The sequence below is a fragment of the Deinococcus seoulensis genome (assembly GCF_014648115.1).
Lineage (GTDB): Bacteria > Deinococcota > Deinococci > Deinococcales > Deinococcaceae > Deinococcus > Deinococcus seoulensis.
On record NZ_BMQM01000007.1, the window covers coordinates 110,724 to 127,655 of the forward strand.

The following is a 16,932-nucleotide window of genomic DNA, read 5'->3' on the forward strand; positions in this document are numbered from 1 at the left end:
ACCGGGTTGCCAACTCCACGTCCGGAACCCGTTTTGCTCCTTCTCGCATCCGCTCGGATTGAATGGTCTTTGCAGCCCATTCAATCGGAGTCCGTATGAGGCAGGCCCCGCCGGGAGAACGGCGAGGCCTGCACGGCGCACCAGTGTGGTTACAGCAGGTGCGCGAACACCATGCGGTCCGCCGCGCCCGCCACGAACAGCAGCGCCAGGTACAGCATCGAGTACAGGTACAGCGGCACGGCCACGCGCCGCTCGACCTTGTTCCCGGCCATCACGTGCCGGTACAGCCGCCACGACAGCACCAGCAGCCACCCGCCCAGCCCGGCCGCCGCCACGAAGTAGATCGCGCCGACCTCGCGGAAGAACACCGGCATCACCGACAGCACCACCGTGTAGATGGCGTACAGGCCGATCTGCGCGACCGTCAGCCGGTCGCCGTGCACCACGGGCAGCATGGGAATCCCGACCTCGCGGTACTCGTCCTTGATCATCAGGGCCAGCGCCCAGAAGTGCACGGGCGTCCAGAAGAAGATGATCGCGAACAGGAACCACGCGAACAGGTTCAGGTCGCCCGTCACGGCCGCCCAGCCCACCAGCGGCGGGAAGCACCCGGCCGCGCCGCCCAGCACGATGTTGTGCCAGGTGTTGCGCTTGAGCAGTTGCGTGTACACCACCACGTATGTCAGGAAGCCCGCCAGGCTCATCCAGGCGGCCAGCGGCGTGCCCCACACCCACAGCATGGCGAACGACAGCACCTGCAACGTGGCGCCGAAGATCGCGGCGCTGCGCGTGCTGATCAGGCCGCTGCTGGTGGGGCGCTTGGCCGTGCGGGCCATCTTCAGGTCGATGTCGCGGTCGATGATCATGTTGAACACGCCCGCCGACCCGGCCGACGCGTACCCGGCCACGCTGACCACCAGCAGCAGCCACCCGCCGGGCCAGCCGCGCTCGGCCATGAACATGGCCGTCACGGTCGTCCACAGCAGCAGGCTGATGACCTTCGGTTTGGTCAGCGCGAGGTAATCACGCCACGTGGCGCGCACCTGCGGGGCTCCGGCGTTCGCCGGGATGGATTCGGTCGTCATACGTTCACTTCCCTTGATCGGTTCGGCGTGGCGTCCGGGGTACTCCGGCCTGCCGCGCGGGGCTGCACCCGCAGCGCGCTCAGGGCGCGGTACACCAGCATAACCGTCGCCAGCCACAGCGCGCACGCCAGCAGCAGGTGCGTCAGTTGCATCCAGCCCGGTGCTTTCAGGGCCACGTTCGCGAAGCCCGCCACCATCTGCGCGCCCAGCAGCGCCCACACGGCCGCGCTCCAGCGGTTCGTCCCGGCGCCCGGTCGTTCACGGCGCAGGAACACGCCCAGCCATACCAGGAACGCGCTGGTCAGCACCGCCAGCATGGGATGCACGACGCGCAGGTTCTCGATCACGCTGGCCGTCACGCCGAAGTCCCGCTTGACCGTCTCGATGGGCGTGCTGCTGGCTGCCGGGGCGAACAGCAGGTCACCCAGCGCCGTGACGGCGCCCGCCATGCCCAGCACCAGCAGCAGGCCCAGGCCCACGTAACTCCAGGCGCCGACCAGTCCCTGCCGCCGCAGTCGCAGGCCCGGCGCGCCGGACGCCCACAGCGCCGTGAGCAGCAGCGCGCCCAGCAGCAGGAACGTGTTCGCCAGGTGAATACCCTGCACGAACCCGCGCGCCGGGTCGGTGCTGTCGGCGGTCAGGCCCAGCAGCACCTGCACGCCGCCCACCAGTCCTTCCAGGATGATCAGGCCCAGGCTCAGGACCGCCCCGAACCGCGCCGGGTGCCCGCGTCCCGTGGAACGGAACGCCAGCGCCACCAGTGCGATCGCCAGCAGTCCGCTGGCCCCACTGGTCAGGCGGTGACTGTATTCGATGACCGTGTGCAGCGTCGGACTCTGCGGGATGACCACGCCGTTACACAGCGGCCAGTGATCCCCGCACCCGGCCCCGGCCCCCGTGATGCGCACGACCGCGCCCCACAGGATCACCAGCACGTTGTAGATCAGCGCCGCCCAGGCCAGCCGGGGGAGCCAAGCGCCCGCAGCCGCGCGGGGAACTGTCAGCGTTCCACTCATGTTTCACCTTCCTCGCCGCCAGAGCACCCTGGCGGGGCGGCGGTCAGCGCCTCGCATTCTACCCGCCCCCCCTGGCAGCCGATTGTCCCCCCGCTCCCGCCTGCCCCTGGCGCCGCTGGCTCTTCCCGGCAGGAGCCGCCCGCACCTGCACCCGCCGGGGGAAGGGGAGACACCTGCCCTGCACCCACCCCCGTACACTGGGGCCGATATGGCGGAAACGATCAACCAGTGGGCGGTCATCACGATCGTCCTGAGCGGCCTGGCCCTGTGCGTGGGCGTGTACCTCATCCGGCGCGGCATGCGTGAAGCGCACATGCGCGCCATGACCGTCGCCGTGACCCTGGCGACCATCTTCCTAGTGCTGTACCTGACCCGCCTGGGCCTGGGCTACGAGAAGAAGTACGCCGGACCCGAGGAGTGGCGCACGGCGTACTTCGTGCTGCTGATCAGCCACATCATCCTGGCCGCCGCGAACCTGCCGCTGGCCGTGGGCGCCCTGTGGAACGCCGTCAAGGGTCTGCAGGCCGCCGGGAACCTGGGCAACATCGACGCTCCGGCGGCGCGCGGGTACTTCAACAAGCACCGCGCCTGGGTGCGCTGGACGGTGCCGGTGTGGCTGTACGTGGCCGTGACCGGCTGGATCATCTACCTCGTGCTGCACAGTTACGGCGAGGTCATCAAGGGCGCGTAGGCCCCGGCGCATTCCGGCACCTGGAACCTTCGGGCGCCGGGTGCCGCTCTGCTGTGGTGGCCACTGCTGTTGTTCCGCTGGACCGGACACCCCCGGAACGCCGGCCGGCCGCGTTCCGGGGCGGGCCTACACTGCGGGCCGTGACGTCCGCGCCCACTCCAACCCCGCCCGCCAACGTGCTGCACCTGCCGGAATTCCGCGCCATGCTGCTCGCCGCCGTGACCAGCACCCTGGCCAGCCGCGCCGTTGCCCTGACCGTCGCGTACCAGCTGTACCAGTTGACGAAAGACCCCCTGACGCTGGGGGTGCTGGGACTGGTCGAGGCGATCCCCGCCCTGAGCCTCGCGCTGCTGGGCGGCGTGGTCGCCGACCGCAACGACCGCCGCCGCATCCTGCTGGCCACCATCAGCGCAGAAGTGCTGTGCGCCGCGCTGTTCACGCTGTACGCCCCGCACGCCGCGCAGCACGGCATCTGGCCGCTGCTGGCACTGATCTTCACGCTGGGGGTCGCGCGCGGCTTTTCCGACCCGGCCCTCCCGGCGTTCCAGGCGCAGGTCGTGCCGCGTGAACTGCTGCTGCGGGCCAGCGCGTGGCGGTCCAGTGCGTGGCAGGCCGCCGCGATCATCGGCCCCGCACTGGGCGGCGTGCTGTACGCGTCGGTCGGCCCGGCCGGAGCGTACGCCTTCGCGGCCGCGCTGCTGGGGGTCTCGCTGGCGTGCGTGGCGTACGTGAAACCCAAACCCCGCCCGGCCTTCACGCCCGGCGAACCGTTCGTGGACAGCATCAAGGCCGGACTGGCCTTCGTGCTGGGTCGGCAGGTGCTGGTGGGCAGCATGGCGCTGGACCTGTTCAGCGTGCTGTTCGGCGGCGCCGTCGCCCTGCTGCCGGTGTTCGCCAGCGACATCCTGCGGGTCGGGCCGACCGGGCTGGGTGTGCTGGTCGCCGCGCCCAGCGTGGGCGCCCTGGCCGTCATGCTGTACGCCACCCGCCGCCCGCCCGGCGTGGGGGCCGGACGCACCCTGCTGCTGGCCGTGGCGGGCTTCGGCGTGTGCATGCTGGTGTTCGGCCTGTCACAGAACTTCGCGCTCAGTGTGGCCGCGCTGGTCGCCGCCGGGCTGTTCGACGGGATCAGCATGGTCATCCGCAGCGCCACCCTGCAACTGAAAACCCCGGACCACATGCGCGGCCGCGTGAACGCCGTCAGCGGCATGTTCATCGGGGCCAGCAACGAACTCGGCGCGTTCGAGAGTGGCGTCGCCGCCCGGCTGCTCGGCACGGGCCGCAGCGTGTGGGTGGGTGGCGTGGTCACGCTGATTGTCGTGGCCGTCACGGCCGCCCTGGCCCCCGAACTGCGCGCCATGAACCTCGCGGACATCGAGGACTGACACGGACGCCGGTTGAATGGACTGCAAAAGCCATTCAATCGGAGTCCGTATGCCGCGCCCTCGCCGCCAGCGGGGCGCAGTCCAGAAGCGTGCGGCGTGACCTGCTACCCTGCCCGCATGAAACGCAGCATTCCGGAGTTACAGCACTCCGCCGCGCCGCTGGTGATGGTCACCGCCTACGATTACCCTGGCGGGCGGCACGCCGAGGCGGCCGGCGTGGACCTGATCCTGGTGGGCGACAGCCTGGGCAACGTGGTGCTGGGCTACGACAGCACCGCGCCCGTCACGCTGGGCGACATGATCCACCACGCCCGCGCGGTGCGGCGCGGCGCGCCCGGCACGTTCATGGTCGTGGACCTGCCGTTCGGCACGTACCACACGGGCGTGCAGGACGCCATGCGCAGCGCCGTGCGGGTCATTCAGGAGACCGGCGCGGACGCCATCAAGATGGAAGGCGCCACGCCCGAGATCCTTCAGGTGGTGCAGACCCTGACCCGCAACGGCATTCCCGTGATGGGTCACGTGGGCCTGATGCCGCAGACTGCGACCGCCCAGGGTGGCCTGCGCGTGCAGGGCAAGGACGACGACACGGCCCGCGCGACCCTGGAGGGTGCTGTGGCGCTGGAGGCCGCCGGGGCGTTCAGCGTGGTGCTGGAGGCCATTCCGGCCCGGCTGGCGAACCTGATCAGCGAACGCCTGAGCGTGCCCACCATCGGCATCGGGGCGGGCGTCGGGTGCGACGGGCAGGTGCTCGTCACGCACGACCTGCTGGGCGTGTACGAGGGTGAGGACAAGAAGATCGCCAAACGCTACGCCGAGGTGGGCCGCCTGTCCCGCGAGGCCATCGAAGCCTACGCCGCCGAGGTGCGCGCCCGCGCCTTCCCCACAAAGGAGAACTCCTTCGTGATGAAGGACGACGTGCTGGGCAAACTGTACTGAAGGCGGGGCCGGAGGGGCGAGCCTGCGCAGGCTTCGATCCGCCATCTGCCATCTGCCATCCGCTATCGGCCGTCTGGTTAGACTCCGGGTATGACTGCCTCTGCTACCGCTGCCCTGCCGCCGCGCCCGCCGGGCCTGCCTCTGGTGGGGCACGCGCCCGCCCTGATGCGGGACGTGCTGGGCTTCATGACCCGCATCAGCCGCGAGTACGGGGACGTGGTGCGCGTGGGGCTGGCTGGGCGCGAGGTCTGGGTGGTCAGTCACCCGGCCGACATCGAGACGCTGCACATCCAGACGGGCCGCCTGTTCGACAAGGGCCTTCAGCGCGACCCGCTGCTGGCCCGGCTGCTGGGCGGGGGCCTGCTGGTCTCGGAAGGGGACTTCTGGTTGCGGCAGCGGCGACTGGCGCAACCGGCCTTCCACAGCGCCCGCATTCAGGGGTACCTGAGTGTCATGCAGGCGCAGACGCAGGCGCTCTGCCAGGACTGGGCGGCGGGCGGCGTGCGGGACGTCAATGCCGACCTGTCGAGCATGACCCTGCGGATCGTGATGCGCAGCGTGATGGGCCTCCCAGAGAACAGCGACCAGGTCGAGCGCATCTCACGCGCGCTGGACGACGCGCTGACCGGCTTCCGGCGCAACTACGGCGTGCCGCTCCCGGCGGGCCTGCCCACGCCCGCCCGCCGTCAGTTCCGGCGGGGCAGTGACGACATGGACGCCGTCATGAAGCAACTGATCGCCGGGCGCCGCGCGGCGGGCGGCACGCACGACGACCTGCTGGACATGCTGCTCTCGGCGCGGGACGACAGCGGGCAGCCCATGACCGACCCGCAACTGCTCGACGAGGTGAAGAACATCCTGCTGGCCGGGCACGACACGACCGCCAGCACCCTGAGTTTCGCGCTGTACCTGCTCGCCACGCACCCAGACGCCGAGCAGCGGCTCGCGCAGGAGCTGAGCAGCGTGCTGGGCGGCGTGACAGGTGGCCGCCTGCCGGAACTGGGCGACCTGCGCAGCCTGCCGTTCCTGGACGCCGTCATCAAGGAAACGCTGCGCCTGTACCCGGCCGCGTGGAGCACGCAGCGCGAGGCGCGGCAGGAGGTGACGGTCGGCGGGTACGTCGCGCCGCCCGGCACGCTGTTCGTGATCAACCACTGGGTCACGCAGCGCGACCCGCGTTTCTTCGACGCGCCCGGGGAATTCCGGCCGGAACGCTGGCTGGACGGCCTGGAAGCCCGCCTGCCCAAGTACGCGTACTTCCCGTTCGGTGGGGGTGGCCGCATCTGCATCGGCCGGGAGTTCGCGCGCCTGGAAGCCGCGGTCGCCCTGGCCGGACTGGTGCAGGCCTTCACGTACCAGACCGTGCGGCCCCTGCGCCTGGAACCCGCCATCAGCCTGCGCCCACAGGGGGGCCTGCCCCTGCGCGTGCAACCCAGGCAAGGGGGAGCAGTGAACGGTTGATGGTTAAAAGGGGATGGGTGATGGAGGCGTTCCCGCTCTCCATCACCCATCCTCCATCACCTATCGACCTTCAACCATCGACCCTCACGGGTACAGGCCGCGCAGCGCGCGCGCTTCGAGCACGCGGGTGCAGGCGACGATGTACACGGCGGTGCGCAGGGTCACGCCGTGGCGTTCCTTCACGTCCCAGAGGCTCACGAAGGCCTCGCTCATGATCCGGTCGAGGCGTTTGTTGATCTCGTCCTCGGTCCAGAAGAACGAGCTGAAGTCCTGCACCCACTCGAAGTACGACACGGTCACGCCGCCCGCGTTGGCCAGCACGTCCGGCACGACGGTCACGCCGCGTTCGGCGAGCAGGTCGTCGGCGGCGGGAATGGTGGGGCCGTTGGCGCCCTCGACGATCAGTTTTGCCCGGATGCGCCCGGCGTTCTCCAGCGTGATCTGTTTTTCCAGCGCGGCGGGAATCAGGACGTCGCAGTCCACGTCCCAGAACTCGTCGCGTTTCAGTTCCTCGGTGCCGGGCAGGCCCAGGATCGAGCCGGTGCGGCGCAGGTGCTCCAGCGCGGCGGCCGGGTCGATCCCGGCGCTGCTGTGGATGGTGCCGCTCACGTCCTGAATGGCCACGATCCGCGCGCCGTGCTCATGGAAGATGCGGGACGCGGCCTCGCCGACGTTCCCGAAGCCCTGCACGGCCACCCGCGCGCCCTCCAGCGGCATGCCGAGTTTCTTCAGCGCCTCGGCCCCGGCGACGAACACGCCGCGCCCGGTGGCGTCCGCGCGGCCCAGGCTGCCGCCCAGCGACACGGGTTTGCCGGTCACGACGCCGGTCGCGGTGCGGCCCACGTTCATGGAGTACGTGTCCATCATCCACGCCATCGTCTGCGGGTTGGTGTTCACGTCCGGCGCGGGAATGTCCTTCTCCGGCCCGATGATCAGGCCGATCTCGGTGGTGTAGCGGCGCGTCAGGCGCTCGAGTTCCCCGGTGGAGTACTTGCGCGGGTCGATGCGGATACCGCCCTTGCCGCCCCCGTACGGGAGGTTCACGGCGGCGTTCTTGATGGTCATCCACGCCGAGAGTGCCATGACCTCGCTGAGCGTCACGTCCTGGTGGAAACGCACGCCGCCCTTGGCGGGGCCGCGCGAGGTGTTGTGCTGCACGCGGTAGCCCTCGAAGTGCGCGACGGTGCCGTCGTCGAGGTGAATGGGCACGTCCACGACCAGAATCCGTTTGGGCCGCTTAAGGGTCTCGACCCAGTACGCGAGTTTACCCAGGTACGGCGTGACACGCTCGACCTGCTCGAGGTAGATCTCGTACGGCCCGAGGTTGTTCGGGTCGAGGTAACTGGGAATGTCGTGCGCGCCGTACTTCTTCTGGGGCTGGTGGCCGGAATTCTGCTGGCCGGGGTCCTGATGGCTGGGGTCCTGGGTGGCGGTCATGGTGGGGCCTCCTTCGGAGGGGAGAAAGCAGGGGAGGGGCAGGTTGGCGCCGGTTACGGGTACAGGCCGCGCATGACGGTCGCGTTGTGCAGTCGGTTCAGGGCCAGGGCGTAGGCGGCGGTGCGCATGTCGGTCTGGCGGGTACGCATGAATTCCAGCACGGCGTCCACGGCGGCGTCCACGCGCATGTCGATGGCGGACTCGATCTCTTCCTCGGTCCAGAAGAAGTTGCTGGCGTCCTGCACCCATTCGAGGTAGTTCACGACGACCCCGCCGATGCTGGCGATCAGGTCCGGAATCACCGTGACGCCCTGGCCGTGCAGGAAGCGTTCGGCCTCGGGCAGCACGGCGCGGTTGGTGGTCTCCACGACGTAGCGGGCGCGCACGGCGTGGGCGTTCCCGGCGTTCACGCTGCCGTAGTCGTAGGCGAGCATCAGCAGGTCCACGTCCAGTTCGATGACCTCGTCGGCGGTGATGTCGGTGGCGAAGCCGCGCACCGTGCCGTTCGCCTCGCGGTAGGTGCTGAGGGCGTCGAGGTCCAGGCCGCTGCTGGCGTACGCGGCGCCGTCCTGGTCGCTGACGGCCACGATCAGCGCCCCGGCGGCGGCGAGGGTCTGCGCGGCCTTGCGGCCCCCGTCCCCGAAGCCGTACACGGCCACGCGGGCGCGCTCGACGCTCTCGCCGTTCTCGCGCAGGACGCGCGCGGCGACCAGGGCGGCGCTGCGGCCGCGCGAGTCCTTGCTGCCGTAACTGCCGCCCAGCGCCAGGGGTTTGCCGACGACCACGCCGTTACTGGTCTGACCGGTGTTCTCGTTGTACGTGTCGAGCATCCAGGCCATGGCCTGCGCGTCGGTGCCGATGTCGGGCGCGAGGATGTCCTCGCTGTGGCCGATCAGTTCGACCAGTTCGCTGGTGTAGCGGCGCAGCAGGCCTTCCATCTCGTGGGCGCTGAGTTCGCCGGGGTCCACGTCCACGCCGCCCTTGGCGCCGCCGAGCGGCAGGTCGGCCACGGCGGCCTTGAGGGTCATGATCGCGGCGAGCACCTCGCACTCGTGCGCGTTGACGCCCGCGTGCAGGCGCACGCCGCCCATGCTGGGGCCGCGCGAGGTGCTGTGCACGGTGCGGTAGCCGCGGAACACGCGGATGCTGCCGTCGTCCATGCGGACCGGCAGGTTCACGCTGACGGTGCGTTTGGGGTATTTGAAGTACGCGAGGGACTGGTCGGTGACCTCGCAGTGGGGCAGCGCCTGCTGGAGCTGTTCCATGAGGCCCTGCCAGTTGAGTCCTGATGCCCGCATGAGTGGTTCTCCTTGTCTTCCGGGGGTGGCCTGAAGTCGGGGCGAGGGGGTGGGTGGGGTGGGTTTTGGCCCCCGAAGCATACACGCCTGCGCGCAGTCGCATAGACAGGTGCGGGGCCACGGCTGGCCCGCTGACGGGGTGGGCTGAACAGGTGAGACCCATCAAGTTGTATCCAGTATTCAATCCGGCGTCAACCCCGTTTCGCTGCGCTCCTCACGCGAAAAACATGAACCGGTTCCAGCGCAGCAATCTTGCGCGCAGCCCCCCGACGACCTCCCAAACGGCAGGTCGGGGCGGGCAGGGCTGGTCGCCCCGGCCCCCACCCTGCCCGCCCCACCCCGTCCCTGCCCGCTGGACAACAGGCTTGGCGGCGACCCCCACACCGGAAGCCGCCGCCCATCCTGCCCTGCACCCCGCCACGCGGTCAGGTCAGACGTTCAATCTCACGCCGCGCCAGCCCCTCCAGCGCCGCACGCGCCTCCGAGAGCGGCAACGCCCCCAGCGCGTCGATTGCCAGCTGCGCCCGGCGACGAATCTCCTCACGCGTCCGGTCCAGCGCCCCGAACTGCGCCGCCAGCAGCCGCACACGCTCCACATCACCCGGCTGCGCCGCCCGCCGCTCCACGATGTCACGCACCTCACTGCCATGCGGGCCGTCCAGCAGCGCCAGCACCGGCAGCGTCGCCTTCCCCTCACGCAGGTCACCGCCCACCGGCTTACCGATCACGGCCTCATCACCCGCGAGGTCCAGCAGATCGTCCTGCATCTGGAACGCCATGCCGTACTCCCGCCCGAACGTCGCCAGCGCCTCCCGCACGTGCGCCGGCGCGCCCAGCAACACCGCCGGGGCCGACGCCGCCAGCTCCGTCAGGGCCGCCGTCTTCCCGTGAATCACCTGCAGGTAATGCCGGACCTCGTACTCCTGGTACGCCGCCAGCTGAAACTGCAGCACCTCACCCTCGCAGATCACGCTGGCCGTCTGCCCGAACATGCGCGTCAGGGCCGGACCGCCCGGCATGCCCGACAGCAGCACCAGCAACCGCGACAGCATGAAATCGCCACTCATGACGCTCACCACGTTCCCGAACCGCCGGAACGCCGCCTGCTGCCCCCGCCGCGTATCGGCGTCGTCGATCAGATCGTCATGCAGCAGCGAAGCCGAGTGCAGCAACTCCACGCCCACACCCAGGTCCAGCACGTCACCCCACCCGCCCGTCCCGCCCGCCAGCCCACTGCCCGGCTGCGCGCCCAGCGCCTGCGCGGCCAGCAGCACCAGCAGCGGCCGCACGCGCTTGCCCCCCGCCGCGACCAGATCGTCACCGATCAACTCGATGAACTCCACGTCCGAGCGCAGCACCTCACGCAGACGCGCGTCGAACGTCGCATCCGGAACGCACAGGGCGGCCACACCAGTCATGGACGCAGTATAGGAAACGCAGGCGGGGCAAAACGTACCGCTGCCCGCCAAGATCCCCCCACCACCCCCAACGTCCGGGCCGGAGCAGTGGCCCGGCCCCAGCACAGCCCCAGCACAGCCTCAGTGACTCCCGTGCCCGCCCCCCAGGTTCAGCAGCGCCACCCCACCCACGATCAACGCGATCCCGGCCAGCGCCGTCCAGCTGAACGCATCCCGGAAGTACACCCATCCGATCACCGCCACCAGCGCCGTCCCCACCCCGCTCCACACGGCGTACGTGTACCCGATCGGCAGCGACCTGAGCGCCTGCCCCATCAGCCAGAACGCCACGCCGTACCCCGCCACCGTCAACACCGACGGCCACGGCCGCGTGAACCCCTCACTGGCCCGCAACGCACTCGTCGCGACAACCTCCGACACGATGGCCAGACCCAGCAGTAACAGCGGCGACACGGACAGAGCGGAGGCAGGTAGCGGCATACCCCCGCAGCATGCCCCGCACGCGAACATGAAGCAAACCCCCCGCCTCTGCCCGCTTGTCCCTCGCCAGTCACATGGTCCTCATGCTAAAACGCTAGGTATGGAAAGTGTCGTTGCTCTCTTCCGCGAACCCCAGCAGGCTCAGGGTGTCCTGCAAGCCCTGCAGCAGCGCGGCTTCGAACGTGAACACCTCGGCTTCGCCCTGACCGACGTGGTCGCCGAGGAGGACATCGCCCAGCGCACCGGCGTCAGCCCCGAGGCCGGCGAACCCGGCGGCACCGCCAGCGTCCTGCGCGGCGCGTTCCTGGGCATCATCGGCGGCCTCGCCATCACCACCCCCATCTGGCTGCTGCTGCTGATCATTCCCGTCACCCGCATCTACCAGGAAGGCGGCCTGCTGGGCATGCTGTTCGGCGTGATCGGCGGCGGCGCCCTCGGCGCACTGTTCGGCGCGCTGGCCGGCAGCGACCACGGCAACTACGTCAGCCTGCTGCGCCGCATGGGCGTGCCCGCCGCGCAGGCCGAGAAGTTCTACGCCGGACTCAAGGGCGGCCACGTCATGGTCATCGCCCGCGACCCCAGCGGCACGCGCGCCGACGAGGCCCTGAGCCTCATGCGCAAACACGGCGCCGTGAAACTCGAAGATGCCGTCGGCAGCGGCCAGCTCCAGAGCGAACGCCACTGAACCAGTAGCGCAATCCCAGAAGCGCAAGCCGGGCGGCCCAGTCATTTCGACTGGGCCGCCCGGCTGTCGGTGGGTGCGGGGCTCAGCCGAACAGCCGCGCGGGGTTCCCGACCGTCATCTGCTGCACCTGCTCGGCGCCCACCCCCCGGCGCTCCAGTTCCGGCAGGATGTCATCGGTCAGGTGCAGCGGGTGCCAGTCCTTCACGGCGCCCAGGATGGCGTCCGGCATGGGAATCGGGCGGCCCAGCCACTGCCAGATGGAATCGTGGGACAGCAGGATCCGGTCCGCGAAGCCCTCGCCCAGCAGCGTGGTCAGCACGTCCAGACGCTGCGCGTCGGTGGGGGTGCCCACCAGTCCCTGCAACCCGATACGGTCGAAGGCGACGCTCACGCCGTGCGACAGCGTTTCGCGGTGGTACGCGGGGTCCGTGTTGCCGTCCATGTGCCCGATCATGATCCGGGCCGGGTCCGCGCCGTGCGACAGCAGGAGCCGCGCCTGCTGCGGCCCCTGCCGTCCCTCCTGCGTGTGCGTGATGATCGGCACGCCCGTGTCCCGCTGCACGCGCGCGGCCGCCCGGAAGAACATCTGCTCGTACGGCGTGATCGCGTCGCGGCTGCTGGCCAGTTTGATCACCCCGGCCCGCACGCCGCTCGCGCCGATGCCTGCCGTGACCTCGTGGCGCATCAGTTCCTCGATCTCGGCCTCGCCGCCACCCAGGGACGCCCGGAACTTGAAGTACGTCGCGGCGCCCTCGCCCTCGTAGTAGTAGCCGCTGCTGCACAGGATGCGCAGGCCGCTGCGTTCGCTCAGGTCCCGCAGGAACGCCGGGTCGCGCCCGCACTCGTTCGGGGTGGCGTCCACCAGCGTCCGTATGCCACGCGCCAGCAGGTTGCGGGCCACGTCCTCGCAGGCATTCAGGGCTGCCTCCCGGTCGAAGGGGCCGAGCGTCAGGTCGCCCTGATAGCCGGGGTACCCGAACAGGACGTGCTCGTGCGGCAGGGTGAATCCCAGTTCGCTGGCAGGAACGGGGCCGGTAACGGTCTGTGCACTCATGCGGACCTCCTGCGGGCCGTGAAGCCCGGCTGATGTGTTGTGTCAGGAGGTCATGCTTTCAGCCGGGCGGGGCCACGTCAAGCGGCGATCCTCAACCGCCGGGCCAGACGAGCGCCGGGTCGGTCGTGTCCGGCCACTGTGCGTTCAGGTGCAGGCTCATGTTGCTCAGGCCTTCGAGGCGGGCCACGGGTACCACGCCCACGCCGCTGCCGCACACCCACGCGCGGGTCACGCGGGCCAGTTCGGCTGCGTGGACAGGCCGGGTGGCGTGCGGTGTGCCGCGCAGGAAGGCGGCGCGGGTCACGGAGGGCAGGCCGCCCGCCGGGACGACCAGTTCGCCGTCCAGTTCCAGCAGCGGCGAGGTGCGGCTGCCGTCCACGACCTGCCCGTGTGCGTCCAGCAGCCACCCCTCGAAGGCGGGCGCGGCCTCCCGCGCGGCGAGGCGGTACGGGAGGTAATTGCCGGTCTTGTGCGCGCCGAGCTGCGGGTGGACCTGCATGCCGGTCAGGTGGACGGTCACGCCGCTTTCCGGGCGCGGGCCGGGCGTCAGGGGGCGGTGCGCGGCGAAGGTGCCGCCGTCCGTGACGGTCACGCGCAGCAGGCCCCAGGCGTGCGGGTCCAGGGGGGGCAGGTCGGGGTCCGGGTCGGGTAGGCCCAGGAACGCGCAGGTGTCCCGCAGCCGTGCGAGGTGCTCGGGCCACAGCAGTGGCGCGCCCAGCCGCGTGCGGACGGTCGTGAAGGCGGTCGCGCCGTGCAGCCACGCGGGGTCGTTCACGGCGTCTGGCAGCGGGTTCATTTCCTCTGCCACGCGGCGCTGAGGGTCAGCCAGTTGCCCAGCAGGGTCCGCCCGGCGGGACTCAGGACGCTTTCCGGGTGGAACTGCACGCCCCACGCGGGCTGCCCCGGTACCTCCAGCGCCATGACCTCGCCGTCCGCGCTGGTGGCCGTCACGAACGCCGGGTTCAGGCCGCGCACGACCAGCGAGTGGTATCGCCCGAACGGCGCGTCCTGCGGCACGCCCGCGAACAGGCCGGTCCCGGCGTGCCGCGCGAACTCGGGCCGCCCGTGCACCGGTTGCGCCCGCTCGACCCGGCCGCCCAGCACCTGCCCCAGCGCCTGATGCCCCAGGCACACGCCCAGCAGCGGCACGTTCCCTTCCAGGCACGCGCGGGTCAGGGGCAACGTGACCCCGCTGGAGTCCGGCGTGCCGGGGCCGGGGCCGACCAGCACGGCGTCCGGGGTCAGGGCCAGCAGGTCCGCCAGCCCTTCGTCCTGGGAGCGCACGTCCACCTGCGCGCCCAGCGCCCGCAGGTCATGCACCAGATTCCAGGTGAACGAGTCCCGGTTGTCCAGCAGCAGCACCCGCAGCCCCGTGCGCGTGGCGGCAGGCGGAGGCGACCACGGCACGCCCGGCGTGGGCGGCGCGGGCGGCTGCGCGGCGCGGCCCGGCACGCCCGCCAGCACGCTCAGGAGGGCCTGGGCCTTGTGGACGGTCTCCTGCGCCTCGCGCGCCGGGTCGGCGTCGATGACGGTCCCGCCGCCCGCGCGGACCTCCACTGTCCAGTCTCCCGTCTCGTTCCGCGTGAAGGCCGCCGTGCGGATCAGGATGTTCAGGTCCACGGCCGCGCCGCTCACGAGGCCCAGCGCCCCGGTGTACCAGCCGCGCGGCCCCGGCTCCAGCGCCGCGATGGCCTCCATGACCCGCTCCTTGGGCGCGCCCGTGATCGTCCCGCCGGGGAAGGTGGCGGCCAGCACCTCGCGCAGCGTCACGTCCGCGCGGGCCTGCGCCGTGACCTCCGACACCAGATGCATGACGTGGCTGTAGCGTTCGACCAGCATCAGGTCCGGCACGCTGACGGTGCCCGGCGCGGCCACGCGGCCCAGGTCGTGCCGCACGAGGTCCACCAGCATGGTGTGCTCGGCGACCTCCTTGGCACTGGCGCGCAGTTCGGCTTCCAGGGCGGCGTCCTCGGCGGGCGTCTCGCCGCGCCGCCGGGTGCCCGCGATGGGCCGCGCACTCAGTTCCTCGCCCTGCCCGTCATCCTCCTGCCCGCCCGGGTCACGTTGCCAGCGCACCAGCCGCTCCGGGCTGCACGACACGACCACCTCGGCGCCCAGGTCCGCGAAGGCCATGAACGGACTGGGGTTCACCTCGCGCAGCCGCAGGTACGCCGCCAGCGGATCACCGGTCGCCCCGGCCCGCACGCCACGCGACAGGTTCACCTGATACACCTCGCCAGCGCGGATCAGGTCCTGCACGGCCCGCACGCCCGCCGGGTAATCCACGTCGTCCGCGCCGAACGGCCCCACGCTCAGCGTCGGTTCCGCTGCGGGGTCAAGGGCCAGCAGGCCCGCCCAGTCCACGTGCGGCTCGCCCACGACCTCCAGCGTGCCCGCCGCGCGGTCCCACACCAGCCCCGACGGGTACTCGCCCCACCACATCGCCTCGCCGTGCGGGGCGTGCGCGGCCAGCCCGAACGCGCGGGCCGCCTCGTACTTCAGGCCGCCCAGCCACGCCGGAAAGAACGCGTCCCCAGGCGGGCGGGGCGGCAGGTCGTGCGACACCCGCCGCGGCCACGCGCTCAGGAATGACCGCGACCCGTACGGCACGACCGGCCCCAGCGACTCCAGCAGCACCACGCCCGGCGCGCCCGCCGCGCGCAGGCGGCGCAGCACGTCCGCCGGGGAGGGCCGGGCAGGGAGGCGGTCAGGCAGGGCAACGGGGCCGTTCACGGGCCGGATTCTAACGGGCGCGCTGCCCCGGACGGTCCTGGCCCCGCGTGCACCTGCACCTTCGCGGCCAGCGTGCGGTAGAAGTCCGTGTCGGTCAGGTACGCCACGTGATCGGACCGCACCAGCCCCGGCAGCGGGAAGGCCGTGTCGTGCGCGCCCGGCACGACCCCCTGCGCCCGGAAACTCAGCAGGTCCGAGTACGCCCACACGTTCCAGAAGTACCCCAGCCGCCCGGAGGTCAGGGCGTCCGGCGGGCCGCCCAGCGTGACACCCAGCTCATGGAACAACCCCACCTGACTGCCCGCCGCGCACCAGAAGTCCACCCGCAGGTCCCGCCCCTCCGGATCGGCCGGCAGGAACGCACTCAGGGCGTCATGCATCAGTTGCCCGCCCATCGAGTGCGTCAGGACCACCAGCGGCTCGTGCGGGTGCGTGCGGGCCTCGTGCGCCGCCCGCAGCGCCCCCAGCACCCGCTGCGGAATCGGTCCCGGCGTGTCCGGCGTGCCGCGCGTGTTCAGGTACGCCAGCACGTCCCCCACGAACAGCGGCACGAACGCCTCCAGCGGGCGGCGCAGTTCCAGCATGGCCCGCTGCACGTTCCGCCGCTGCGACAGTTGCAACCCCGCCGGAAGGTGCGGGGCCGGGGGCAGGTCCAGCCGCCGGAACGCCCGGCGACGCCGAACCTGACCAGATCGGGGCGCTGCGCTGCGGCCCAGGCGTCCCTCGACTGCCGCCTCCAGCACGCCCCACTGCTCGGCGGGCGGCAGGTCCGCCACCATGGCCTGCAATGAACGGTCGCGGGCAGCCTCCCACGCCGCCGCGATCATGTCCGGCCAGTCGGCCAGAGCGTGCGCGGCCCGCAGGCGGGCTTCCAGCGCCTCGCCCAGATCCTCGTCGCTCAGGCTGGCGGGTGCGGGGTCCGGCGCGGCCTCTGCGCGGGCGGCGCGGAACAACCCGCCCCGCGAGTACTGCGCGCCCAGGTCCCCCCAGTACACGCGGTCCACCCGCACCCGCTCCGGCGCGCCGGGGTTCAGGACCGGCGCGAGGTGACGGCGCAGCGCCGCCTGCACGGCAGGCCACTCGATGCCCTGCGTGGCGCGGCGCACGTCCTCCCAGCCGCTCTGGCCCTGCTCGCGCACTGCGACCCCATGAATGAACACGACCGGCATGCGCCCATGCTACCCGTGTCCGTCAGGGTCGGGCTGGCAAGCCCCTGACCCAGATGAGAATCATTCCTGTTAACTCCTGAA

15 protein-coding genes are annotated in these 16,932 nt (G+C 71.1%); 5 read left to right on the plus strand and 10 right to left on the minus strand.

Annotated features, from left to right (window positions below; genetic code table 11):
- Positions 1-149: 149 nt before the first annotated feature.
- Together IEY70_RS07485 and IEY70_RS07490 are read right to left on the minus strand one after the other, a co-directional pair.
- The gene (locus IEY70_RS07485) at positions 150-1,085 is read right to left on the minus strand and encodes a heme o synthase (protein ID WP_189064382.1); all 936 of its coding nucleotides are present in this window, start codon (positions 1,083-1,085) and stop codon (positions 150-152) included.
- A complete protein-coding gene (locus IEY70_RS07490; RefSeq protein WP_189064383.1) occupies positions 1,082-2,101 on the minus strand; it encodes a COX15/CtaA family protein in 1,020 nt (339 codons plus the stop codon). The genes IEY70_RS07485 and IEY70_RS07490 overlap by 4 nt, the downstream gene beginning before the upstream one ends.
- A 208-nt stretch (positions 2,102-2,309) precedes the next feature.
- Here IEY70_RS07490 and IEY70_RS07495 point away from each other — a divergent pair, with 208 nt between their 5' ends.
- The 4 genes from IEY70_RS07495 to IEY70_RS07510 all read left to right on the plus strand — a co-directional run bounded on the left by IEY70_RS07495 (position 2,310) and on the right by IEY70_RS07510 (position 6,577).
- Positions 2,310-2,792 carry a DUF420 domain-containing protein gene (locus tag IEY70_RS07495; RefSeq protein WP_189064384.1) on the plus strand — a complete coding sequence of 161 codons (483 nt, stop codon included), beginning with the start codon at positions 2,310-2,312 and terminating at the stop codon, positions 2,790-2,792.
- A 140-nt stretch (positions 2,793-2,932) separates the two neighbouring features.
- Entirely contained in the window at positions 2,933-4,177 is a 1,245-nt protein-coding gene (locus IEY70_RS07500; RefSeq protein ID WP_229777732.1) for an MFS transporter, read from the plus strand.
- 117 nt (positions 4,178-4,294) lie between these two features.
- Positions 4,295-5,116 (plus strand): 3-methyl-2-oxobutanoate hydroxymethyltransferase, encoded by an 822-nt coding sequence (gene panB / locus IEY70_RS07505; RefSeq protein ID WP_189064385.1) that lies wholly within the window; start codon positions 4,295-4,297, stop codon positions 5,114-5,116.
- Between the two features lie 90 nt (positions 5,117-5,206).
- Positions 5,207-6,577: a cytochrome P450 gene (locus IEY70_RS07510; protein ID WP_189064386.1), complete on the plus strand. Its 1,371-nt coding sequence runs from the start codon at positions 5,207-5,209 to the stop codon at positions 6,575-6,577.
- Positions 6,578-6,661: 84 nt separating this feature from the next.
- Here IEY70_RS07510 and IEY70_RS07515 read toward each other — a convergent pair whose 3' ends face one another.
- The 4 genes from IEY70_RS07515 to IEY70_RS07530 all read right to left on the minus strand — a co-directional run bounded on the left by IEY70_RS07515 (position 6,662) and on the right by IEY70_RS07530 (position 11,183).
- Positions 6,662-8,014 (minus strand): Glu/Leu/Phe/Val family dehydrogenase, encoded by a 1,353-nt coding sequence (locus tag IEY70_RS07515; protein ID WP_229777734.1) that lies wholly within the window; start codon positions 8,012-8,014, stop codon positions 6,662-6,664.
- Between the two features lie 53 nt (positions 8,015-8,067).
- Positions 8,068-9,312, minus strand: a complete 1,245-nt coding sequence (locus IEY70_RS07520; protein ID WP_189064387.1) for a Glu/Leu/Phe/Val family dehydrogenase — start codon at positions 9,310-9,312, stop codon at positions 8,068-8,070.
- Between the two features lie 425 nt (positions 9,313-9,737).
- On the minus strand, positions 9,738-10,730 hold the full coding sequence (locus IEY70_RS07525; RefSeq protein ID WP_189064388.1) for a polyprenyl synthetase family protein: 993 nt from the start codon (positions 10,728-10,730) through the stop codon (positions 9,738-9,740).
- 120 nt (positions 10,731-10,850) lie between these two features.
- The gene (locus IEY70_RS07530; protein WP_189064389.1) at positions 10,851-11,183 is read right to left on the minus strand and encodes a DMT family transporter; all 333 of its coding nucleotides are present in this window, start codon (positions 11,181-11,183) and stop codon (positions 10,851-10,853) included.
- A 127-nt stretch (positions 11,184-11,310) separates the two neighbouring features.
- Here IEY70_RS07530 and IEY70_RS07535 point away from each other — a divergent pair, with 127 nt between their 5' ends.
- Positions 11,311-11,895 (plus strand): hypothetical protein, encoded by a 585-nt coding sequence (locus IEY70_RS07535; protein ID WP_189064390.1) that lies wholly within the window; start codon positions 11,311-11,313, stop codon positions 11,893-11,895.
- Between the two features lie 82 nt (positions 11,896-11,977).
- Here IEY70_RS07535 and IEY70_RS07540 read toward each other — a convergent pair whose 3' ends face one another.
- The 4 genes from IEY70_RS07540 to IEY70_RS07555 all read right to left on the minus strand — a co-directional run bounded on the left by IEY70_RS07540 (position 11,978) and on the right by IEY70_RS07555 (position 16,851).
- Positions 11,978-12,949 carry a phosphotriesterase family protein gene (locus IEY70_RS07540; RefSeq protein WP_189064391.1) on the minus strand — a complete coding sequence of 324 codons (972 nt, stop codon included), beginning with the start codon at positions 12,947-12,949 and terminating at the stop codon, positions 11,978-11,980.
- Positions 12,950-13,040: 91 nt separating this feature from the next.
- The gene (locus IEY70_RS07545) at positions 13,041-13,745 is read right to left on the minus strand and encodes an aminotransferase class IV (RefSeq protein ID WP_189064392.1); all 705 of its coding nucleotides are present in this window, start codon (positions 13,743-13,745) and stop codon (positions 13,041-13,043) included.
- A complete protein-coding gene (locus IEY70_RS07550; RefSeq protein ID WP_229777736.1) occupies positions 13,742-15,682 on the minus strand; it encodes a chorismate-binding protein in 1,941 nt (646 codons plus the stop codon). The genes IEY70_RS07545 and IEY70_RS07550 overlap by 4 nt, the downstream gene beginning before the upstream one ends.
- Positions 15,679-16,851: a hypothetical protein gene (locus IEY70_RS07555; RefSeq protein ID WP_189064393.1), complete on the minus strand. Its 1,173-nt coding sequence runs from the start codon at positions 16,849-16,851 to the stop codon at positions 15,679-15,681. The genes IEY70_RS07550 and IEY70_RS07555 overlap by 4 nt, the downstream gene beginning before the upstream one ends.
- Positions 16,852-16,932: the final 81 nt, after the last annotated feature.